General features: G+C 44.8%; 18 protein-coding genes. 9 read left to right on the top strand and 9 right to left on the bottom strand.

Going from position 1 to position 22490, the window contains the following annotated elements:
* The first annotated feature begins 33 nt into the window (after positions 1-33).
* Positions 34-5136, top strand: a complete 5103-nt coding sequence (locus ABN764_RS10565; RefSeq protein WP_446671849.1) for a S8 family serine peptidase — start codon at positions 34-36, stop codon at positions 5134-5136.
* A gap of 107 nt (positions 5137-5243) precedes the next feature.
* On the opposite strand, the gene ABN764_RS10560 is transcribed toward ABN764_RS10565, so the two are convergent.
* The gene (locus tag ABN764_RS10560; RefSeq protein WP_021259512.1) at positions 5244-6008 is read right to left on the bottom strand and encodes a TrmB family transcriptional regulator; all 765 of its coding nucleotides are present in this window, start codon (positions 6006-6008) and stop codon (positions 5244-5246) included.
* 350 nt (positions 6009-6358) lie between these two features.
* On the opposite strand from ABN764_RS10560, the gene ABN764_RS10555 reads away from it, so the two are divergent.
* Together ABN764_RS10555 and ABN764_RS10550 are read left to right on the top strand one after the other, a co-directional pair.
* Positions 6359-8395, top strand: coding sequence for a peptidoglycan D,D-transpeptidase FtsI family protein (locus ABN764_RS10555; RefSeq protein WP_446671848.1), 2037 nt, complete (start codon positions 6359-6361; stop codon positions 8393-8395).
* 260 nt (positions 8396-8655) lie between these two features.
* A complete protein-coding gene (locus tag ABN764_RS10550; protein ID WP_021259515.1) occupies positions 8656-9882 on the top strand; it encodes a niacin permease NiaP in 1227 nt (408 codons plus the stop codon).
* A 111-nt stretch (positions 9883-9993) separates the two neighbouring features.
* Here the strand turns inward: ABN764_RS10550 and ABN764_RS10545 are convergent, their stop codons facing one another.
* The 3 genes from ABN764_RS10545 to ABN764_RS10535 form a co-directional block, all read right to left on the bottom strand.
* Complete coding sequence (locus tag ABN764_RS10545; protein WP_446671847.1) at positions 9994-10665, bottom strand: response regulator transcription factor; 672 nt, start codon at positions 10663-10665, stop codon at positions 9994-9996.
* A gap of 182 nt (positions 10666-10847) precedes the next feature.
* Entirely contained in the window at positions 10848-12302 is a 1455-nt protein-coding gene (locus tag ABN764_RS10540) for a sensor histidine kinase (RefSeq protein ID WP_446671973.1), read from the bottom strand.
* Positions 12295-12960, bottom strand: coding sequence for a response regulator transcription factor (locus ABN764_RS10535; RefSeq protein ID WP_446671972.1), 666 nt, complete (start codon positions 12958-12960; stop codon positions 12295-12297). Before ABN764_RS10535 ends, ABN764_RS10540 begins: the two co-directional genes overlap by 8 nt.
* A gap of 161 nt (positions 12961-13121) precedes the next feature.
* Here ABN764_RS10535 and ABN764_RS10530 point away from each other — a divergent pair, with 161 nt between their 5' ends.
* The 4 genes from ABN764_RS10530 to ABN764_RS10515 all read left to right on the top strand — a co-directional run bounded on the left by ABN764_RS10530 (position 13122) and on the right by ABN764_RS10515 (position 16534).
* Entirely contained in the window at positions 13122-13919 is a 798-nt protein-coding gene (locus tag ABN764_RS10530) for a hypothetical protein (protein WP_446671846.1), read from the top strand.
* A 218-nt stretch (positions 13920-14137) separates the two neighbouring features.
* Positions 14138-15562 carry an ABC transporter permease gene (locus ABN764_RS10525; RefSeq protein WP_446671845.1) on the top strand — a complete coding sequence of 475 codons (1425 nt, stop codon included), beginning with the start codon at positions 14138-14140 and terminating at the stop codon, positions 15560-15562.
* A gap of 12 nt (positions 15563-15574) precedes the next feature.
* On the top strand, positions 15575-16252 hold the full coding sequence (locus tag ABN764_RS10520; RefSeq protein WP_315742550.1) for an ABC transporter ATP-binding protein: 678 nt from the start codon (positions 15575-15577) through the stop codon (positions 16250-16252).
* 33 nt (positions 16253-16285) lie between these two features.
* Positions 16286-16534, top strand: a complete 249-nt coding sequence (locus ABN764_RS10515; RefSeq protein WP_446671844.1) for a hypothetical protein — start codon at positions 16286-16288, stop codon at positions 16532-16534.
* Between the two features lie 408 nt (positions 16535-16942).
* Here the strand turns inward: ABN764_RS10515 and ABN764_RS10510 are convergent, their stop codons facing one another.
* From ABN764_RS10510 to ABN764_RS10490, 5 genes are all read right to left on the bottom strand, one after another.
* Complete coding sequence (locus ABN764_RS10510) at positions 16943-17398, bottom strand: DUF6630 family protein (protein WP_446671843.1); 456 nt, start codon at positions 17396-17398, stop codon at positions 16943-16945.
* A gap of 14 nt (positions 17399-17412) precedes the next feature.
* A complete protein-coding gene (locus tag ABN764_RS10505) occupies positions 17413-18387 on the bottom strand; it encodes a hypothetical protein (protein WP_446671842.1) in 975 nt (324 codons plus the stop codon).
* 13 nt (positions 18388-18400) lie between these two features.
* Positions 18401-18586 (bottom strand): hypothetical protein, encoded by a 186-nt coding sequence (locus tag ABN764_RS10500; RefSeq protein ID WP_446671841.1) that lies wholly within the window; start codon positions 18584-18586, stop codon positions 18401-18403.
* A gap of 260 nt (positions 18587-18846) precedes the next feature.
* Positions 18847-19251 carry an Imm7 family immunity protein gene (locus tag ABN764_RS10495; RefSeq protein ID WP_446671840.1) on the bottom strand — a complete coding sequence of 135 codons (405 nt, stop codon included), beginning with the start codon at positions 19249-19251 and terminating at the stop codon, positions 18847-18849.
* Between the two features lie 14 nt (positions 19252-19265).
* Positions 19266-20015: a restriction endonuclease fold toxin gene (locus ABN764_RS10490; RefSeq protein WP_446671839.1), complete on the bottom strand. Its 750-nt coding sequence runs from the start codon at positions 20013-20015 to the stop codon at positions 19266-19268.
* A gap of 135 nt (positions 20016-20150) precedes the next feature.
* Here ABN764_RS10490 and istA point away from each other — a divergent pair, with 135 nt between their 5' ends.
* Positions 20151-21638, top strand: coding sequence for an IS21 family transposase (istA, locus tag ABN764_RS10485; RefSeq protein WP_446671838.1), 1488 nt, complete (start codon positions 20151-20153; stop codon positions 21636-21638).
* Between the two features lies 1 nt (position 21639).
* Entirely contained in the window at positions 21640-22365 is a 726-nt protein-coding gene (gene istB / locus ABN764_RS10480; RefSeq protein ID WP_446671837.1) for an IS21-like element helper ATPase IstB, read from the top strand.
* The last annotated feature ends 125 nt before the right edge of the window (positions 22366-22490 follow it).

The raw sequence follows: 22490 nt of genomic DNA, 5'->3' as shown, positions 1-22490 counted from the left end.
TCTATCAATTTGAGAAAAGGAGTGCACAGCCGATTGAAAAATTTACGTTTATTTGTAAGTCGTTTGCTAGTAGTCGTATTGACGCTATTTTCCCTACTCTTTCCGATTTCCGCATACGCATTTGATTCACAAGCACAATTGACAGGCAAGGCACTGAGTCCTGAAGTGCGTGCAAAAATGCAGCAGATTGTTGATCAGAATAAATTTACAGAAGGTCAAGAGCCTGTACTCCATCCCGATTTGCAAAACCTTACTGACGACAAGGAAATTTCAGTTATCGTCCAATTATCCGAAGCCCCAGTAGCTCTAGCGAAGGGTATGAGTATGCTTGAGGGCAAATCATTTACTGCAGCCTCAGAACAGAGCACGAAACAAAAGATCAATAAACAGCAACAAAGCTTTGTCAGCCAATTAAGTAGCAAGAGTATCAACGCTAACGTGGGCTTTACATACAATTATGCATTTAATGGGGTCTCCCTTAAGGTAAAAGCAAGTCAAGTGGAACAGTTACTTAAGATGAAAGGTGTACAAATGGTAGAGCCTGACGTGGAAGTTCACGCTCTGGGGGTAGAGTCCCCAAAGCTGCCGGATAGTGAAGTCCATCCGAACATGAACACGAGTAATCCATTCCTTGAAGTTCCATCAGTATGGGCCTTAGGCTATACAGGCCAAGGAGTTAAAGTAGGCGTTATCGACACCGGAATTGATTATACTCATCCTGATTTAAAAGACGTTTATAAAGGCGGACATAACTTTATTACGCAAGTAGTAGACGGTTCCGATACGGGATACGCTCGTACTAGAGGAGACGATCCGTATGAAACTACGCTGTTGGATCACCCTGATAATAGACCGTGGATTCACCCTACTACTGGAAATCCTTTTAATACCTCACATGGCACCCATGTTGCCGGGACGATTGCAGCTCAAGGCCAAAATCCTTTTGGTATAAAGGGACTTGCCCCTTCCGTTGAATTATATGCTTATCGCGTTCTGGGCGCGTATGGAAGCGGCTCGAATTCAGGGGTTATCGCAGGTATTGATAAAGCCGTCGAAGAGAAAATGGACATTATCAATCTATCTTTGGGCGGATCTACCAATAGCCAAGTTGCTTCTGACGCGATCGCCATCAACAATGCAGTTCTAGCAGGTACGACAGCAGTCCTTTCTATGGGGAACTCAGGTCCAAATAGAGGGACGATCGGCAGTCCGGGCACGGCAGCCTTCGCGATATCGGTGGGCAACTCTACTGTTCCGGAAAAAACGATGGCCGGAAAGGCTACTGTAACTCTAGACAAAGCGGGAACGGTCACACCATATATCATGAATTTGATGGCATGGAAATTCGGCACAGACCCGAAAAGTATTTTGACCGGAACGTATGATGTCGCCCCAATCCCTGGCCTTGGTAAAGTGACGGATTACGCGGGTCTGAATGTGGCAGGTAAAGTCGCTCTCGTTGCCCGCGGAGATATTGCCTTCGTGGATAAAATAGCGGCAGCGAAAAATGCAGGTGCCATAGCGGTTATTGTTCACAATTCTGCGGGCGGAACGAATACTCCAGGACCGTCAGGTGCCTTTGTAGGAGATTCCTTCGCGTCCATCCCAACATTTGATATGTCCTACACGGACGGCAGCGCACTGCGAACGGCTCTTGCGGGCGACTCAGGTACCGTCACCTTCGGAGAATTCACCACCGGTACGACTTTAAGTGACGATATCAATAATTCAAGTTCGCGCGGACCTGCCAATCCGGTCTTTGATATTAAACCGGACGTGGTGGCTCCAGGAACTAACATCATGTCATCGGTTCCTGCCTATGGCAAAGATTATCTCGATAATCAAGGACAGCCTCTGCCTGACTACCCTGACTATTCCGAATCCTACGACCGTTATACAGGAACGAGTATGGCGGCTCCGCACGTAGCGGGGGTTGCGGCTTTGCTTAAATCGCAGCATCCCGATTGGACTCCGTTCGATATTAAAGTCGCGATTTCGAATACGGCCAAGCAACTGGACGTAACGAAATACGACGTCTTCTCTCAAGGTCCGGGACGTATTCAGCCGCTTAAAGCAGCGACAACTGAAGCGCTCGCGTATGAATTGGATCAAACCACTTTCTCCAATAAGACTTATGACTACACCAAGGGAACAATCACCTTCGGCAATGTATCTCCGAATACGAACAATCCAACAACGGTATCACGGTCTATTCTTGTTAAAAATGTAACGGGAAGCCCAAGCGACTATACGGTATCCGTCCAAACGACGAAAGCGGCGACAGGTACGCTTGCGAGCTCAAACGTGACAGTCGACAAGTCCAGCTTTACGTTAAACGATGAACAAAATTTGACCGTGACGCTAAATGTTCCGAAAGGGACTGGAGCAAACGGTAACGAAATGCTGGGTTACGTAAAGATTACAAACGGTACGACAAATCTAATTCTTCCCTTCGCGGCGAATTTCGCCCCACCGACGGGATTGAAGACCTTTACGATCGACAGCAACCATATCTCTCCGAACGGGGATGGCAAGCTGGACAGCACAACTGTGAGATATGAATTCCACGATAGGCAAGGAACTTCATACATTCAACTTTATGATCTAAACAATATGAGCGGCGGATATTACGGAGACGGTACTATCGGATGGATTATGAACGGCAGCGTGACAACGGGAGCAAAGGCGTTAACCTTTAACGGTAAGTATCATCAATGGGGTCAGCCGGGAACGACGCTGAACACAGCTGTTCCGGAAGGCGCCTATGCCATGGAGATTGTAGGGCAATCCTCTTCAACAGGAGCAGTGACAGGGGATTGGATTCCCGTGTATGTCAAGACGAGCACGCCAAAATTCGTTTCTCCCGACAGTTTACATGTTACGGGTTCGAATGTGCAGTTCTCCGGCTCGATAGACGATTCGTACGTGAAATTCGGACCAGTCGTTGAGGAAACTTTGGGCTTGGCCTACAACGTTAACGACAACTTGCATGTGAAATACGAACTATTAGACAGCGACGACAACTTGATTTCCTCGCAACCTGTAAAGCTCGATCAAAATGGCAAGTTCGATATCACGTTAAGCGGTTTAACGACCGGAGCGAATAAGCTGAAATTGCTCGTAGACGACGCGGCAGGTAACCATGCGGAGAAAGTTGTTACGATTACTAGCGCAGATCCCGTGTTAAGTGGAATTAAAGTACAGCCGGAGGCTCTAACCTTAGGTGTCGGTTCCACTGCAAATCTTACGGTAACGGCTCAATATGTTGACGCAGACGGCAAGCCATTCCCAGTAAGTGTTAGTGACGTCACGTATGGGGCCATCTATGCCGATTACGATCTCAGTGTCATAGACGTTGTCTATGGTAAAGTAACGGGGGTAGGAGAAGGCAGCACGACGATAACGGTAGCTTATGAAGGGAAATCGGCTTCAGTACCCGTCACTGTCACTACGACCCCAGTCGATCCTGTATTAACGTCGATTTCGGTATCGCCGGACAGCGCAGCTCTAAAAGTTGGGAAGGATGCTCAACTTGCGGTCACCGCGGTGTATAGCGACGGAAGCAAGAAAGACGTTACAAGCGACGCAGATTATCGTACAGCTAACCCAAGCATTGCTGCGGTAAGCGATACCGGCAAGGTGACAGCCGTTGGAAAAGGTGAAACGACAGTAACCGTAGCTTACGAAGGTAAAACCTACGCGGTACCTGTTACCGTTACAGAAGAAACGACAACCCCAGTCAAAGTAACGTCGATTTCGGTATCGCCGGTCAGCGTAGATCTTAAAGTTGGGAAAGATGCTCAGCTTACGGTCACCGCGGCGTATAGCGATGGAAGCAAGAAAGACGTTACAAAGGGTGCAAAGTATAGCGTTCCTGGTACGACCATTGTTACAGTAAGCAATACCGGCAAGGTGACAGCCGTTGGAGCAGGGAAAACGACGATCACTGTATCTTACGAAGGCAAATCTCATGAGGTATCAGTCACCGTAACCAAGGATTCTGGCACAACGACACCGACTTCTCCAAGATCGCCATCGACTTACACACCAAGCCCACCATCGACTCCAGCACCAATAGGCAAGAAAGTAAAAGCAGGCACGCTCACTACGACGAAAAACGTTAAGGGTGCGACTATCGCAACGATAAGCGTATCGAGTGAGGCCTTGATCGCCCAGTTGAAAGATTCGAAAGCGACTGACGCCACGCTGGATCTTACCGATATTGGCTTCAACGACTACAGCAGTGCGAATGTAATCTTTAATAAAGCAACGGCTGACAAACTACTGGCATCCGGCAAAGGATTGATCCTTACCGGCAATGGATTTACCATCCGAATTCCTGCGGATGCATTGGCTGATTTTATTGGTACAAATGGATTTAAAGCAAGCTTATCGGCAAAAGATTCTGACAATGGTGAAGTTAACATCCATTCGGCAAATCAAACAACCGTCGTATCGCAGATCGTCACGATCGGCAACGATACAGGAAAATTGAGTCATCCGATTAAGATCGAGCTTAAGCCGGCTAACAAAGTAATTGATTTGCAAAAAGTTGGCGTTTACCAGCAAGATGAAAACGGTAAATGGGTATATGTGGGTTACAATGCCGTGCATCAGCCGGGGAATATTCAACTTACAACCTCTACGCTCGGCACCTTCGAGCTGATGGAGATTCACATTTCATTCGACGATATTCAGACCCATTGGGCAAAACATGAAATCGAAGTTATTGCGGCTCAACACGTAACCAAAGGGAAAAGTGAATCCAAATTCGTTCCGAACGATACGATAACGCGCGCAGAATTCGTGGCGCACTTGGATCGTATTCTTGGTCAAGAGAAAGAATGGAGTCATTACGTTGCGATGGCAGGGGCAAATGATATCCTAGGCCGCGAAGAAATGGTCGTATTGATGATCAATGCCATGAAAGTCGATCTGAAGGGTGAGAAAGTGCAATTAAACTTCAAAGATAAAGATCGGATTTCGGCGAGCGCCCAAGCAGCTGTAGCGTATGCCGTGGATAAAGGGTTGATCAATGGCATGTCTAACAACACGTTCGCTCCTGATCAAAGCTCTACTCGCGCACAAGTGGCTTCTATTCTCTATCGTTTGATGAAACTCTCGGGCAAAATTTAACTTCAATAAGTAATCAGTTTCATAGGATGAAAAAAAGCAGACCTCTTCGGAGGCCTGCTTTTTACTTCCTTTCACTTGAGGCTCTTCATGCAACAGTTTAATCCTCTTTAATAACGAAGCCGCATCAGCAGTGACTTCATTTCCTCGTCCGCCATGAGCTCTGCATTATATTTTTGTGAAATTCTCGCCAAGGCAACATCATGGTAAAAGAACTCAATAAAGAATTTTACGAATGGCTGCGCCCCGGTGCGCATTGCCTGCCATTCCCCTTGCTCCATCCCCGCGAACATAATTTGGGATGAGTCGGCTGCAACCAGCATGAATCTCTCCAGCGTATGATGCTCTTCCGTCGGCGATAACGTATTCAGCTTCGACACTCGGGCTTTCGGCACATCTGTCCCCGTTACAAATGCCTCCACTCGTACGCCTTCCCGCTCCTTCTTCTCCAGCAGCGGCACATATTTCCGAAATTCATCGCTCCACATCGAGACGATAATCGTGTCCTGCGCCTCTTCAATCAGATGCTGGCAATACGCCATAATCGAAGCTTCCGATTTCAAGCTCCACACATGATTGTCCGCTGCGATTTTGCGCTCATTCATTTGCTTCAACTGTTCAATGCTCTGTTCGAATTCCTTGGACAGCTTCTCGATAACAACCTGAAGCGGTAGCGCCAAATAAGTCTTTTTCTTTTCGGATATGGAATCCGATATTAATCCCTTATCAATAAGACGCGACAGCACCTCATATATTTTCGCCTTCGGCACGCCTGAGTGCTTGACCACACTCGTTGCATCCATAGGGCCGTCTCCTGCCACCAACGTCTCGTATACTTTGCTCTCATATTGTGAAAAACCGAATTTCTGAAGCATAGCTCCTCCTTCTCTTTCCTGCAGCCGTATCGGAACTTGTCCGCATCATGATGATGTTAGGATTATCTTACTCCAGCCGATTCAAAATGAAAAGTCGAGCACGAAGCGAAGCCGAAGCACACTTGCATTATTTTGTAATATTTTTCAAGAAACCATCGTAACCGTTGCTGCATCTAATAGGTGTACAAGTCTGCCTTTTCTCATATGGAATCTGAATTGGATGATTAAAAGAGCTTGCAACTATATGAATATATGATCAATTTTAATAAAGTCGAGGTGTACTTGTATCAAAGGAATGACGAACCTGGTAAACGGAATATGATACGCAGATGCAGAAAGGAAATAGTGCTTTGAATCTATCTAAGGAAACTCACGCAAACAAACACAAATCAGACATTGAACGCAAATTTTCTGTCCGTTTGACTGGATTTTTCTTTATTATATTCGCCTTATTCGCCATACTTATTATACGCTTGGCGTTGCTGCAATTCGTAGATGGCCCTGCCCTGAAGCAAAAAGAAACTTCATTGGGCTACCGGACTACAGCTATCGCACCGATTCGCGGAATCATCTATGATGCCAGCAATCACAAGATCGCTTATTCCACATCGACACAATCACTTTACTTTAACGTGAACAAAAACTACAAGAATAAAGAAAACATGGCGGAAGCCAAGAAGCTCGCTGAAAAGCTCGCCGAGAGATTCAAAAGCAATACCAAGACGGGAGAGGAACAATCAGTCGAGGACATAGTGAAGCGTATGGATCTGAATGCCAATGTTAATCCCGTATATGTCCCCCGCTTGATCAAAACGGATTTATCCTCGAAGGATATTGCTTATTTTTTGGAGCATAAGTCCGAATATAAAGATCTTGAGATTATAGAAGACAGCGTCAGAAACTATGATCAGGATACAGTCGCGGTGCAAACAATCGGCTATCTGAAAAAGTTCAGAGGTGTCAGAGAGTCCTACGATTATTATAAGGAGATATACGAAAATAGAAATTCCCGGCACGAGGAGCTCAGATACCTCGATTATGAGGATGTCGGTGTTGACGGGCTGGAGTTCATGTACCAGGAAGAGCTCCGCGGCAAAAACGGACTCAAGAAATTCCCGGTTAACGTAGCGGGAAGAATTATGGGCCCCATGGAAATGACCAAGCCTGAGCGGGGCAACAATCTTCACCTAACCATTCATAAAAGCATTCAGATGAAGACCGAAGACGCGATTATGAATACGCTGCAGAAAATTCGCAACTCCTCGAATTCCGTGGAGCGAGCCCCTAACGCACGTACGGGCTATGCCGTCGCCATGGAAGTAAAGACGGGCAATATCGTCGCTATGGCCAGCATGCCGGATTATGACAGCAATGTCTGGAAGAACGGCTCCATCAGCGTTGAGGATTACGAAAAAAATAAATCCTTTATGAACAACGGCACGATTAAAGCAGCCTACGGCCCATACGAGGAAAAAGAAATGAACAAGCACCCGAACTCCATCGTGTATCTTGGCTCTACAATCAAGCCGTTGTCCGTCCTTATCGGTTTGAAGGAAAAGCTGTTCAGCGTGTACGATGATTATCCTGACATCGGCTATGCCGAAATCGGACTCGAAAAAAGGAAAATCCGGAATGCGAACAACAAGTCGCATGGTCGCATCGATGCCGCAAAAGCGCTGGAATTCTCCTCCAATGCCTTTATGATCGATTTGATCGGCAAACGTTTATATTCCCGAACGGATGTGAACGGACTGAAGACATGGGACAAATATATGGAAATGTTCGGACTTGGTGTAAAGACCGGCAGCGGACTGCCTGGAGAGATAGCCGGCCTAAAGGACTACATGAGCGAAGCCGTGCGCGCCAGCGCGCAATCCGCTCTTGCATACGCCTCGTTCGGCCAGCAGGGCAAGTATACAACGCTTCAGCTCGCCCAGTATGCGGCTACGCTGGCTTCGCATGGCAAGCGAATGAAGCCGCAGTTCGTCAGCAAAATTACGGATCCGGACGGAAAGGTAGTAAAAGAGTTTAAACCGGAGATGCTGAACGAAGCAAAGTTCGATAAAGCCTATTGGGACTTGATTGAGCTTGGCATGAGCCGAGTGAAGGTACGGGGATTTGAAGGGTTCAATTATGACTATTATCGGAAAACGGGAACATCCGAACAGGAAGTCGCAAAAGGCATCAGAGTAGAAAATGGAGTGTTCATTGCGTACGCTCCCGCGCAAAATCCGACCTTAGCTGTCGCAGTCGTTGTTCCGGAGGGCAATTACGGGGCTTATAGCGCAGCGCCAATCGCGCGAGCGATATTCGATGCGTACGACGAGGCTGTTGGGCTTACGGGCACGCCGCGCCACACTTCTACAGATAAGCAATTTAAAAATTAAATGATAAGCGATGGCCTTCGATTAAATGGGGGTCATCGCTTTTTTGATTAGGCTAAGACTCACTAGCTGAATAACCTTACCTATTTTTCGTGAATTTTTATAACCAAAATTAGCTTTATTTGTTATGATAAAGTCCATACTGATGAATGGTATCACATCAGAGAGCAAGTTGCGCCTTTTTAAAGCTTGTTCTAAAGCTCGCATGTGACCTTCTGAACAAACTATATCCAAACACATATCAAGTGGAGGCAGAGACTGAAATGAATACGGCGAAAACGTTGGATAAGCCGAAGCAGCGCAAGCTGCTATGGAGTGCCGGAATGAGCTGGATGTTCGACGCGATGGATATCGGCATTATCTCCTTTATCGCGGCGGCACTCGCAGCCGAATGGAGCTTAACCCCGCAGCAGACAGGACTCTTTACAAGCATTAATTCGATTGGCATGGCAGTAGGCGCGCTGCTCGCAGGAGCATTAGCGGACAAATACGGCCGTAAGTCGGTTCTGCTCTGGACGCTGGTCATCTTCTCGATTGCCAGCGGATTATCCGCAGCAGCAACGAGCTTCACGATGCTGTGCATATTGCGCTTCATCGCCGGAGCGGGTCTAGGTGGCGAACTGCCCGTCGCGTCAACCCTTGTCTCTGAATCCGTTCCTGCCAAGGAACGTGGACGTGCCGTTGTCCTGCTGGAGAGCTTCTGGGCAGCGGGCTGGATTGCTTCTGCACTGATTGCTTACTTCGTGATTCCTACATACGGATGGCAAGCGGCATTTCTAATCTGTGCCGTTCCAGCACTGTACGCACTTTACTTGAGAAAGGCAATTCAAGATCCGCCGCGCTTTACTCAGCAGGCGAAGCAATCAGAACAGCAGAAGCTGTCGTTCCGCGAGCGCTTTGTCGCAGTATGGTCTGGGCCGCACCGCCGCTCTACGATTATGCTGTGGGTATTGTGGTTTACCGTGGTCTTCTCGTATTATGGCATGTTCCTCTGGCTGCCTTCTGTTATGATGCTGAAGGGCTTCAGCTTGGTCAAAAGCTTCGAATACGTGCTCATCATGACACTCGCACAGCTGCCCGGATACTTCACCGCCGCTTACCTCATCGAGAAGTTCGGGCGCAAGTTCGTCCTCGTCTTGTACTTGCTGCTTACCGCAGGTAGTGCAGCCTGGTTCGGCAGTGCGACAACGGAAGGCATGCTGATTGCAGCCGGAATATGCTTGTCGTTCTTCAACCTTGGTGCATGGGGAGGCATGTACGCGTATACGCCAGAGCTATACCCGACCAAGGTTCGTTCTACCGGCGTTGGTCTTGCCGCATCCTTCGGCAGAGTCGGCGGCATTATCGCTCCGTACCTAGTCGGCATGCTCGTCGCTCGCCAAGTTGCGATTAGTGCGATCTTCTGGCTGTTCTTCGTCACCATTGTAATCGGTGCGGTTGCCGTCCTCTGGCTTGGTACGGAAACGAAAGGCAAGGAGCTAGAGGAGTAATCGAGCAAATTTTTGCCACGTAATAAAAATAACAACAGCACCAGTTCCTCCCTCGACCGTAGAGAGACGCTGGTGCTGTTTTTTCATAGCAGCTTTTCAACCCAATACCCGTCATTTATCAACCTCAAATTTATATCCAACCCGCACGACCGTTGTAATATGCTTAGCTTTATCCCCCAGCTTGTATCGGAGGTTGCGAATATGTGTGTTCAGCGCCTTGTCGCCTCCGCCTTGCTCATATCCCCATATCGTTGTAATGAGCGTGTCTCGAGTAATTACTTGCTCCTTATGTTCCATAAGACTCAACAAGATCGTATATTCCGTATGAGTTAAATTGATTGGCGTCCCTTCAATCGACACCTTGTGGGCAGACTTATTCATATGAATGCCGCACAAGATAATATCGTCTTGCTGCTCGTCCTGACTCGCAGACTTCAGCAATCTCCTTGCTCGTGCCATGAGAACTGCAGGCTTGAAGGGCTTCGTTACATAGTCGTCAGCACCCAAGTCAAAACCAAGGAGCGCCTCCTCCTCATCGCTACTTGCCGTAACTAAAATAATGGGAACCTTGGACACATCACGGATACGGCGGCATACATCCCAACTATCCAGTTCCGGAAGCATGACATCCAGTACCACAAGGTCGATATCATACGCTGCAAATAGCTCCAACCCTTGCTGTCCATCCTCAGCTGTATAAGCAGTGTATCCATCCTGCTGGAAATCATGAGCCATTGATTCCCGCAGGAGCTCATCACCTTCGATAATTAATACCTTTTTCATCGTGTGATTCCCGTCCTATTACCCATCTTATCCGCTCTAATCCCTGCATCCATCATTCCCCCGGCAATTCCCGCATATACGCCAAGTGCCGCCAATACGTCTATTCTGACCCTGTTTGCGTTACTCGCTCTCTTCTCATCATACCCTGCACGGCCATTTTATTGCCCGCCCCTTGTAAACGCTCACTGTCGTGATTTCGGAATGATAGCTGCAAATTGTACGCCCTGCTCGATGTTATGCATAGAGTACGTGATGCCCAGAGCATCGAAAATCTGCTTAACAATATATAGTCCCAGTCCGCTCCCCCCTGTGTTGCGATTTCTCGACTTTTCAACTCGATAGAAAGGTTCGAAAATCTGCTGCATGTCCTCTTCCTTAATGTTCACGCCCGTATTGATGACTTGAAATTGTATGCTGCCTTCCTGCACATCCTGGGTTAGCTGAACAAACACTTTTTCTCCCTGCGGAGAATACATAATCGCATTATGGATGATATTTTTGCACGCTTTCTCCAGCATCAGACGATCAGTGTGAACCATTATGTTTGAGGCAATATGCTTCATAAGCTGAATCTCCCGCTGAGCCGCAAAATATTCAAGATCCGCAGTTATTTTATCCATGAGCTGCGAGAGATTCACTTCTTCCAACTGCAGCTTGAATGTATCGCGCTCCAACTTCGACATGCTTAAAATCTCACGAACCAACTGCTCCATTCCCTCGACAATCTGATGATTTTTCTGCAAATATTGATCGCGATCGCGATATGGACCGATATGATAGATCATTCCTTCCAAGTATCCTTTCATTACGGTGAGCGGTGTCTTCAATTCATGCGCTGCAATCGCGAAAAATTCCCTGCGTTTTGTTTCTACTGCTCTTTCTTTTTCAATATCGCTTTTTAACTGCCGATTCGCATTGTGCAATTCTTGCATCGTTTGCTGCAAATTCACGGACAGTTCATTTAGGCTGGTAGATAGCTCCCCCAATTCATCCGTAGAACGAACCTCGATTGGTTCGGAGAAATCCAAGTTCGCCATCTTCTGCGCACCTTGATTAATGTACAGAAGCGGCTTCGTAATAAACCTCGAATACAAGTAAGCACTGCCTATGCCAATCACAATAACGATAACGCTTAAATAAGGGAGAAAAAGCGCCAACACCTGTGAGGCCTCATCTATTGGTTGAAAGGTAGCGGACACGACGAGCGTTAGATTCGCATCCAAAAACCGAATGGGCACGGCGACATCAAAGGAGTTTGAATTCACGATTGGTTTTGCTCTTTCGACTCTCACTTCCGTCGATAGTGAATATGAATAACCTTTGCGAACCGCAGAAAAAAAAGGAGAGTAAATGATGGCTCCTTCTTTATTTTGAAGATAGACGATTGCGTTATTTTTTTTGGAGAAGTCATCAAGAAGAAGCACGCCATATTGCAAATCAAGATCCTTCGATTTCGTTATGATTTCTTCGATTCCTGTCTGAAGCTGATTCGTCTTGTATTGCTCATAAAAGGTAGGGAGAAAGAAGTACAGCGATACATAAATTAGGACGGCAAAGGCTAACAGAATAAGTGACGTAGTCACGAAAAGCTTATAGGTAATGCGCTTCATCTTCAGCATGTCCAACCATTTACTCATCAATTTTGTAGCCGATCCCCTTTACCGTTTTAATGTAAGGTATATCTAACTTCTTTCTAATATTTTTGATATGTGTATCGATGACCCTCGTCTCTCCATAATAATCGTACCCCCATACTTTCTCGACGATGCTTTCTCGGGTAAGCACTTTTTTCTCATTTTGAACAAGCAGCTGGACGATTTCAAATTCTTTGGTCGTTAATGGGATCTCCACTTCGTTGACGTATACTTTATAGGCGTCGCAATCTACTTGAACTTCCTTGAACGCCAGGCCATTATTCGTTCCTTGATCCTTGCTTCTTCTTAATACGGCTTCGACTCTCCGTATCAAAACATGAAAGGAAAAAGGCTTCGTAATATAATCGTCGATTCCGAGATCGAAACCTTTTAATTGATCCTGTTCTTCCTCTAAAGCGGTTAGCAAAATGATGGGAACATTGGACTCACTCCTAATCATCTTAGCAACCTCGAATCCGTTAAGGTTAGGCATCATGACATCCAATAGAATTAAATCGAAGGATTGCTTATTGAATTGTTTCATGCCCTCTATTCCATCGGATGCAACTTCAACGCTATAGTGTTGGGTCATTAAAAACTGTTTGATTAGTTCCCGAATCTCTTGATCATCTTCTACCACAAGAATCTGATAGTTCATTATGATATCACCTCTTGAATTAGTATAGCCGTGCTATCTGGAGTTTATATGGAGAGACCGAAAAATCCCCACCAAAACTCTACATGATCTTCATAGCAACTCCAGATAAGGGTCCTACAATGAGGTCGTAAACAAAAATACATTCACGAAGGAGATTGACAAGTATGAAAAAGACATTGGCCACAACTGCTTTAGGAGCTGTACTCACACTCACCTCTTTGGGATCCGCATTCGCTGCCGAGGTACCTGCGCAATCTATCGGGAATGGACAACTGACAACGGCTGTTAAGGTAACGGCAGCAAGTAATCTCGATGAAGCAACTCAAAGCAAAGTGAAAGCCATTTTCGATCAAGTGAAGAAAGGGACGCTTACGAAAGAACAAGCCAAACCTCAGCTGCAAGAACTTGGCCTCGATGTAGACTTTGATTTCAACGCGGCTCATGACGGTATCATGTTCAAGGGCAAAGTGACTTCCGTTAGCTTCGATGACGCTACCAAGGAAAAGGCAAAAGCGATTCTTGAGCAAGCTCAAGCTGGTACACTTACGAAAGAGCAAGCTAAATCTCAGCTGCAAGAGCTTGGCATTGACATGGATGTGAAATTCAGCAAAACAGCTCATGGCGTTATGGTAAAGATGGACGCAGCGAAATTCGATAACCTTGACGAGGCTTCCAAAGAAAAGGCAAAAGCGATTCTTGAGCAAATGAGAACAGGAGCGCTTACGAAAGAGCAAGCCAAATCTCAGCTGCAAGAGCTTGGCATCGAATTGAATGTAGATTTCAGCCCGGGTCACAACATGAAGAAAGAAACAATAGCGATTCGCTTTGATGATGCTAACCAACAAAAGGTAAAAGCCCTCTTTGATCAATCAAAAGCAGGTACAATCACGAAGGAGCAAATGAAAAAACAACTCGATGAAGTTCTTGGTGTCCAAACCCTTGATTTCCATGTAGAAAAATAATCAAAGAAAATCTTGGTTTTCAAGCTATATAGAGACTTCCAAGAGACAAACACAACCCGTGGGATTGCTATTCGGCAGCCTCATGGGTTGTATTTGTTTGCATCTCAATTACTTTTCCAGATAAGATCCCACGATCTCTAGATAAAATCCTTGCTGGCTCCATCTAGACTCCAGATGAGTCCTTTACATTAAAGATATGAAAAAGGAGGTTACCATCTATGAATTTTATCAAACGTGCATGTTTAAGTGTACAAGCAAGAAAGGGAAAATCCTTGATCTTATTCGCCGTTTTTTTAGTGCTTACTAATTTAGTATTAGCGGGATTCGCCATACAGAATGTCACAAAGACAGCGAATGATCTCGCCAGGAAAAAGTTAGGAGTTGATGTGACGCTAGGATTAGATGGGGATAAATTTCAAAAGTACGTACAAAAACAGAGACTTGAGAATCCAAATGAAAGAATACATCGTCCGGAAATCTCTACAGAGGAAGCAGATAAGTTAGCCGAATCTCCATATGTAAAAGAGTTCAACTATGTAAAAGACAGTCAAGGCGTAGCCGATGGCTATACCCCCATTAATGCCGATCAAGGAGATAACGCGGTAGGCGGTTCCGTAGGCGGAAGCCAAGGGAACATTAAAATGCCAAACACGCTCATTCAAGGCGTTCGAATTTCTGATTTGCTAAAAGAATTTGCGGACGAAACGAATAAAATTATCGATGGCCGTTCCATAACACCGGAGGACAAGGATCAGAAAGTAGCCCTCGTCGAAAAACAATTGGCTGAACAAAACAATCTGCAAGTTGGCGATCAGTTAAAGATTCAAGCACAAGATGAAACATCGACAATAGATTTAGAGATTATCGGAATTTACGAAATATCCACGATAGACAGTAACATGGAATCGGCACCGCCGCTGTTTCATCCGTCGAACAAAGTATATGTCTCGTACGGATCGTTAAAGGAATTTTCAGAAAATAAGGAAACGAAAGGGAGCCCCATTGATCAAGCCATATATTACTTGAATGATCCGAACCATATTGGGGATTTCAAAGCAGAAGGCAAGAAAACAGGCATTGACTTCGATCTATTTAAGCTCGATGCCCATGATGCATTATATCGAAAAATGGTGGGCCCCATTGAGAACGTAGCATCGACCTCGAAATGGATCATATACCTGGTCTCTTTTGCAGGAGCCATTATCTTAGGACTTATTATTACGTTGGCCATAAAGGAGCGAAGGAAGGAATTAGGAATTCTGCTCGCGATTGGCGAGAAAAAAGGAAAATTGATCGGACAACTATTAGTAGAAGTATTGTGTATCGCTGCCCTAGCATTCAGCCTCTCTGTCTTTACAGGCGGGACCGTGTCTCAAAAAATGGGAGACAGCTTATTGCAGAATGAAGTTGCTTCTTATGATCAGGATGAGCAGGCGGAAAATAATCCTAGATTCTCGTTTGGAATGAAACCTGACCAAGCTCAGGATGTGGAGCCGATTCATGATATTGATGTGCGAGTAACCTCCGAGGATATGTTGAAGTTAGGCATGTTGGGACTAGTCATCGCAATCTTATCAACCATTCTCCCAGCATTATCGATTCTTCGATTGAACCCAAAAGATATTTTATTAAAACATGAATAGAGGATGATTTATATGGACGCTATATTGCAGTTCCAAAATCTGAATTACCATTATAAAAGCAATAATAAAAAATATACGATTTTAGATAACGTCAATTTTTCGTTTCAAGCCGGTCACTTTTATACGATTTTAGGACCATCGGGATCAGGAAAAACAACGACTCTTAGTTTAGCAAGCGGATTAGATATTCCTAGGAGCGGGTCTGTCTTATTCAAAGGAACAGATATACGGAAGATAGGGCTTGATTCCTATCGAAACAAACATGTCTCGATTATCTTTCAATCCTACAACCTTATTACGTATATGACAGCGCTTCAAAATGTAGTAACAGCCATGGAGATAACGGGAGTCGATGTGGAAGACAAAAAGGAAAGAGCGCTTGAATTATTAAAAAAGGTAGGGTTAACAGAAATAGAAGCCAAAAGAAAGGTATTGCAGCTTAGCGGTGGACAACAGCAGCGCGTGGCGATTGCCCGTGCCCTATCTTGCAACGTGGATTTATTGATTGCCGATGAGCCTACCGGAAATCTAGATCAAGCAACTGCCTTTGACATTATCGAATTATTCAAAGAGCTTGCCCATAAAGAAAATAAATGCATCATAGTCGTCACCCACTCTCCAGACGTGGCTAGGCAATCAGATACAGCGGTATTTCTAGAACAAAAAGATTTAATAATCAAACATATGTAATGATACATTTTGAAAACGAAAGGAATCAGAATTATGTGGAAAAGAATAGCTGCTTGCCTTGGTCTCGCCATTATTATTCTAATTGGCGGTTGTATATATGTGTTGAACTTTGGTGTAGGAGATAATACGGAACTGAATCAAAAGGACTCCGATGTTTATCAAGATAGAATGATGGAGGATCAAGAGGACATCTCCCCTCCTTATCAAAATCCAGATGGGTCTACAAGCGGTGCGGCAAGGCCTAGCTCAGGTTCTGGGAACATAGAAAGTAATTTCGACTAGCGAAAACGAATGTTTCTTATTGATTAGGGTTTGTCAAAACGTAAAGATGAACTTCCTATATGGGGAGTTCATCTTTACACAAACAATTTTACATAGTCCAAAATTATTATTTTCATAGAAAAAGCCCTATTCCTTCTTCTTGCTTCAAGTTGGAATATGCCTTCAAAGATTAATAGTTGTTTGTCTATAGTGGTAGTTTGTTGATTGTAATGCAAAATTTCGTTTCGTCCTACTTTGATTTGAGCATGCAAAAAAGCTCATTCCTACTCATGATTCAAGTGGGAAAGAGCTTGAAAGTTTATCAAGTGTTTGATTTGTTAGTTGTATTTTGGGGTTATATAGGGTTTACACAAAATTTTAGACTGGATCTCGAAAACGTACAAACTTAAGCCCTGAATGCTATAATCGCTATCTATAATACTTGATACACCTTTCTTGGAAAGGGATTCTATCATCGAGCAGCAATTCTTTTTGCAGTAATTTTGTTATGTTCTCTAATTTTGCAATGAATAGTGCATAAAAGTCGCCCGAATTTGGATATAAAAATAGTCCATACCCCTTTGGTGACAGTATTTTGTTAGCCACTCTGAGCTTGTCAGGTAAAAATTCGTAGTCATACGCTTCTAATTGCTCAAGTTCTTCCTTTGCTGCTAATTCAATTTGATGGTCAAATTCATAGTCCAGAATAAAATTGACGATCTCTTGATGCTGCTCACCTTTATAGTCAACGTATAAAAACCGTTTCGTTTTTAACCCGAATTTTAACAGGTCATCATGTATGTCATAACTTCCTTCATCCTTCAAAAACTGTTCCAGATCCTTTTTAATAGGGAAGATGAGTTGTGCTACTTCTTGATCTTGCATACTTGTTTCCCCCTTTATTGAAACAACTCCCCATGCTGGTTAGGAATATATTCAGGATAGTTTTTACGATAAAATTGATCGATCATCTGAAGTGCAGGGTCCCATTCAGGGTATGGTTCAGGGTCTTCAAACACCATTTTTGCTTCGGGGGTACTCATCAATAAATCGTCAAGGTGTGCGGGAACGGGTAACCCAAGTTTTTCCCTTACATGGATCAAGAATAAGATTTCAAATGGATAAAATCCATATCTGAAGTCACCAAATTCGTCCAGCTGGCCGATTTCAGAAGCTAAAATAGAATGATAAAGGGACATTTTCGAAATTTGATGATCTATTTCCAGCAGTTCACTAGTGGACCATCGGTGAAGCACTTCATCATAAATGTCTAAATCATCAGGGATTGAGCCGCATCGCTGTCCATCCTCCTTTAACCTATTTTTCACAGCTAGATGCAATTTGTTATTCGTTCCCATGATGGTTTTGTTTCTATACTGCAGGTACAGCTCAAGCAAAAACCAAATATGTCTGTTCTCTTCATTGACATCCATTAAATGTCCGCCGAAGTGAGAAACAATAAAATCATATAATATATTTTCTTCTTTCTCCCATCCATACATCGCAAAATGGATCAATGTGATGACAACTTCTCTAAATGTATATTCTAATGTCATATGAGGGTATCTTGTTGTATACGGATCCTGCCCCATAACTTGATAAAACACGACCTTTTGCATGTTCTTTAATCCTTCTGGATTGTTTCCGCCGTTGATCAATACATCGTGTTTCCATTGTGATAAGGAGTAAGAAAAAATTGAGGACAAATTAATTAATAAAATATGATCCTTTTCTACGTCTCTTTCTTCAACAATATCAATAACTTCGCTCTTGCATTCATCATACTCTTCTTTTATATCTTCAAATTTAATACCATCAACAAAATTCTTGTGATATCTTTTAAACGCCATCTCAAATTTTTTAGGGTTTATCATTATGTCCTCCCTATCAATTAATCAATTTCTTTATTCCAATTATGTCCGTTATTTGATGGTCGAATAGGACGGGATCAATATCTTTAACCCGAGAACGATTAGGCAAATCCCATCTATCGATGGAACTGTAGAAATCCAGCGCCTTCGATAAATTACGATTTGCTACTCGGACATCTTGCGGAATCTTGCTCGCCGCCATCTCCATCCCTTTGTTGAGAGTCAGCAAGAATCGTACTAATGATTCTTTGGTCTCCGGGTTTCTCCAGCCTCTCGCATCGGTAAATACTTTGCCAAGCAGTATCTGTGCGGAATCAATAATATTTTTACAAAAAAAAGCCTATTCCTTCTCTTCTTTGTTCGAGTTGGAATAAGCTAATGAAAGTTTACAAATGGTTGTCAGTTTTTAAATGTTTAGTTTATATTATACAATCTTAATTGTTAAGACAACACTATCTATTATTAATCCTCGTAATCATCTTCAATTCTAGGTATGAATGGGGATAGGAAGGGATCCCTATGCTCCATTACTTCTCCTCGAATTAATGTGTAGACCTTGAACTCATTGAAAAATTCTGCATCATCACTATCTCTTATATACAAAACTCCATAAGAGCCTGGAGCCAACACTCCCAACTTTCTTAATACGTCAATCGGACTATGTTTTATCACAGGTTTGTGATTATTAAGACCAGCTATCCAAACTTGAAAATCACCATTTACCCCTCTTATATCTAAAACACCAGAAGGCCACTCTAACTCATCGAAATACTTCTGAATTTCTTGAATTATTAACAAGTACTTTTCATCATCATCCTCAAATGAGGAACTCTCTCTGATGGTTGCCCATCCGTGATATTCGTACATGCCTATTCATCCTCTCATGGTTTTAAGGGCTTTGTATCAATAATTATTTCCACTCCGTATCTTGCAGCATACTCATTGAGTTGCCGCAGTACTCTATTATCGGGTTCTCCTTCAAAATGAAAATACGCTTTCCTGCCTGTCTCATTAGCAGCTTCTATTGTGGCTTTTGCCTGTTTTCTGAATTGCTTATCTAAACTTTTCAATGGTGGCTTGGTTTGCGCAACATACTGATCGCTAATTGTATCAAATTCGCGTCCATTAGGATCATTCTTGAATTTAACTCTGGACTCACCATCTAGTTTTTTAGCCAACATATCGGCTGCTTCATCTTCTTTAGGAACCTTTACTAGTTCTCCTGAATATTGCCCATTAGCTTTTGGTGTCCCCTCACCGGCTGAGTTCTTATTTTTTCCCGACGCAGATCCCGACGCTGAATTCTCCGGCTCGGTCCCAGGATAGTATTTCCGCACCTCAATCTGATTCTTCGTCGGTTCAAGAGGCTTCTGCGTAGACGATTTATAGTTCACATTTGGCCCATCGTACGCCAGCTTATTCTTAGGCAATTGCCCAACGGACTTTTGTAAAGCTTCAAATCTATCATTGATAAACGTCTTTGCTTGACCCCAGTTTACCTTAATTCCCTTAATATTGCTTCCTTTCGATATTCCTTGCGGCTTGATTGGCGGTTGTGGATTACGACTGCGGGCAGCTCTAGCGCCAATAGCACCACCTAGTGCATCAACCCCTTCACTGGTACGCTCCACTGTTTATTGCATACTAAAAGTGCCTAAAATTGCAGCATAAAAATGCTCAAGTTGAATGCAAAAAGGCACTTGTCAGCCCCTTAAATTCCTCCTATCGTTAGGTTTGACGAGAACTTGACGAAGGAGATTGGAAGGATGCTGAAAATGCCTCAACAACACTATATCAGATTTTTACGTGAAGCAGAAGGGTGTTCGGTTAGAGATATTGCTAGACAGATGGGCATCCACTGGCGGACAGCAAAGAAGTACGCAGATGAGTCTAACTGGAACGAATCTATGGGAAAAAGAAAGGGCCGGAGTCCAGTCATGGGTCCATACATGGAGATCGTGGATACATGGCTGGAAGAAGATCGGTTGCTTCCCCGCAAGCAGCGGCATACGGGCATACGTATCTTTCAACGACTAAGAGACGAACATCAGTTCACTGGCGGACAGCGAACCGTACTGGCGTATGTACGAAAACGCAAAAACGAGATGGAACTGGAGCGTGCCAAGACCTATGAACGGTTAGAGCATCCACCGGGAGAAGTGCAGGTGGATTTTACCACCATTCAGGTCAGTCAAGCACAGCAGTTGCTTACCTACAAGCTGCTAGTGGTATCCTTCCCCTACAGCAACGCTGCGTTTGTCTATCCGACACCAGCTGAGAATCAGGAGTGTTTTTTGGAAGCGCTGAAGCAATGCTTCGAACAAATGGAAGGTGTCCCCCAGCGGATTTGGTTCGACAATCTGTCGGCGGCGGTGGTTCACATCGAAAAACAAGGCGAGCGGCAGCTCACGGAAGGATTTCAGCGCTTTTGTTCCCATTACCGGTTTGAAGCCGTGTTTTGTAATCCATACAGCGGACATGAAAAAGGTCATGTGGAGAACAAATGCGGATATGCTAAGCGCAATTGGGCTGTACCTATTCCAGTCTATGAAAGCCATGAACAGCTTGCTTTTTATTTTGCAGAGCAGGCTCGGCAGGATCGGGAGCGTGTACATTACGCTAAAAAGACTCGTATCGCGGATCTGTGGGAGGCGGATCGAAAGCATTTGCTAACCCTGCCGGAAACCGCCTTTCAAGCCTTTCGTATGAGTGCCGCGGTGGTAAACAAGTACGGAGAGATTCGTGCGGACGGGACAACGATTCCGCTGCTTGGCCTGGTTCAACCGGGTGGCGAAGTGCTGATTCAAATGTTTTGGGATCGCCTAGTGATCCTAAGCAGCCTGCACCAGCGAATACGGGAAGCGCCACGTCCATATACGGGACAAACGGCACAGATTCCATGGCCGCAGGTATTTACGAACCTACTGAGGAAGCCTCGCAGCGTCACGCATTCCCAGTTCATTCGTATGTTGCCGGATGTGATGCAGCAGTATGTCTTGGTGAAGGAGCTGGAGGTGCGCAAGGAGCGCCTGCAAGCACTAGCTCACTGGTTCGATGTATACACGGTGGAACAGATTCAGGAAGCCCTTGAGCAGGAAGGCAGTGGAGCAACGGTTGCTAGCCTCACAGCGGCGTTAGGCGTTAAGCAAGGGAGCCGTGAAATTCCTGTCGCTTGGCAAGAAACGCTATCTCCTCCGGGAACACAAAATAGCGGATCGCTCCAGCGCTATGACCGACTCATGGGGGTGAGCTGAAATGCGGACAGATCTGGCGGATTTATGCCGGCAGCTTCGACTGGCACATGTGGTTGAGTACGTGGCGCTACAACAGGACGAGCAGATGAGCGGATGGGTGGAACAACTTTTAACGGCTGAACTCGATGGCAGACGCCGTGCTAAACTGGGTAAACTCGTCCAGCAGGCTGGTTTTCCTCACATTAAGACATTTGAAGGATATGTCTATGACCACATCTCGTTTCCTAGCGGAAGCAATCCGGACATGCTCCGAGAGCTGGAATGGTTGGAAAGAAAAGAAAATTTACTGCTGATGGGTGCTGTTGGAACCGGAAAGACTCACATGGCAACCGCCTTAGGGGTGGAAACCTGCAGACAAGGTAAAGCGGTGCAATTTTACCGGGCTTCGGATCTAGTGGCGGTGCTACAGGAGAAATTCGCGGCAGGCACAGTTAGTCGGTTCCGAGAGAAGTTGAGAAAGGTAGATCTGCTTATCCTGGATGAAGTCGGATACATGCCATTCAACCAAACAGGGTCTGAATTGCTGTTTAACGTGATTGCCGATTGCTACGAAAGGCAGAGTGTTATTGTGACGTCCAACTTGGAATTTGGTCAGTGGACCTCGATTTTTGGAGACACCAAGCTAACGTCTGCGCTAGTAGACCGTTTGGTCCACCATGCTCATGTTCTCTCCTTCACGGGTGAGAGTTTCCGTTTCAAGCAAGCGATGGAACGGGTTCCTTTGTAACTTTGGAGGCTGGCAAGTGCTTTGGCACTTTTGGCTGCAAAATTGAGCATTTTTCACTTGCAAAAAACACTCCACGACAAAGAAGTAGTTCTGAGTCGCTATATCTGTGTCATCCTTAAATCTTT

The organism is Paenibacillus wuxiensis (assembly GCF_040195695.1).
Classification (GTDB): Bacteria; Bacillota; Bacilli; order Paenibacillales; family Paenibacillaceae; genus Paenibacillus_B; species Paenibacillus_B suaedae.
The sequence above is the reverse complement of the archived record's forward strand: the minus strand, read 5'-3'. Positions and strand labels throughout refer to the sequence as shown.

What these genes read in the sequence shown, in the direction of transcription:
- ABN764_RS10560 (WP_021259512.1), bottom strand. Translation starts at nt 6,008, where the DNA reads ATGCTTCAGAAATTCGGTTTTTCACAATATGAGAGCAAAGTATACGAG.
- ABN764_RS10550 (WP_021259515.1), top strand. Translation starts at nt 8,656, where the DNA reads ATGAATACGGCGAAAACGTTGGATAAGCCGAAGCAGCGCAAGCTGCTA.
- ABN764_RS10545 (WP_446671847.1), bottom strand. Translation starts at nt 10,665, where the DNA reads ATGAAAAAGGTATTAATTATCGAAGGTGATGAGCTCCTGCGGGAATCA.
- ABN764_RS10540 (WP_446671973.1), bottom strand. Translation starts at nt 12,302, where the DNA reads ATGAGTAAATGGTTGGACATGCTGAAGATGAAGCGCATTACCTATAAG.
- ABN764_RS10530 (WP_446671846.1), top strand. Translation starts at nt 13,122, where the DNA reads ATGAAAAAGACATTGGCCACAACTGCTTTAGGAGCTGTACTCACACTC.
- ABN764_RS10525 (WP_446671845.1), top strand. Translation starts at nt 14,138, where the DNA reads ATGAATTTTATCAAACGTGCATGTTTAAGTGTACAAGCAAGAAAGGGA.
- ABN764_RS10520 (WP_315742550.1), top strand. Translation starts at nt 15,575, where the DNA reads ATGGACGCTATATTGCAGTTCCAAAATCTGAATTACCATTATAAAAGC.
- ABN764_RS10515 (WP_446671844.1), top strand. Translation starts at nt 16,286, where the DNA reads ATGTGGAAAAGAATAGCTGCTTGCCTTGGTCTCGCCATTATTATTCTA.
- ABN764_RS10510 (WP_446671843.1), bottom strand. Translation starts at nt 17,398, where the DNA reads ATGCAAGATCAAGAAGTAGCACAACTCATCTTCCCTATTAAAAAGGAT.
- ABN764_RS10505 (WP_446671842.1), bottom strand. Translation starts at nt 18,387, where the DNA reads ATGATAAACCCTAAAAAATTTGAGATGGCGTTTAAAAGATATCACAAG.
- ABN764_RS10500 (WP_446671841.1), bottom strand. Translation starts at nt 18,586, where the DNA reads ATGGCGGCGAGCAAGATTCCGCAAGATGTCCGAGTAGCAAATCGTAAT.
- ABN764_RS10495 (WP_446671840.1), bottom strand. Translation starts at nt 19,251, where the DNA reads ATGTACGAATATCACGGATGGGCAACCATCAGAGAGAGTTCCTCATTT.
- istA (WP_446671838.1), top strand. Translation starts at nt 20,151, where the DNA reads ATGCTGAAAATGCCTCAACAACACTATATCAGATTTTTACGTGAAGCA.
- istB (WP_446671837.1), top strand. Translation starts at nt 21,640, where the DNA reads ATGCGGACAGATCTGGCGGATTTATGCCGGCAGCTTCGACTGGCACAT.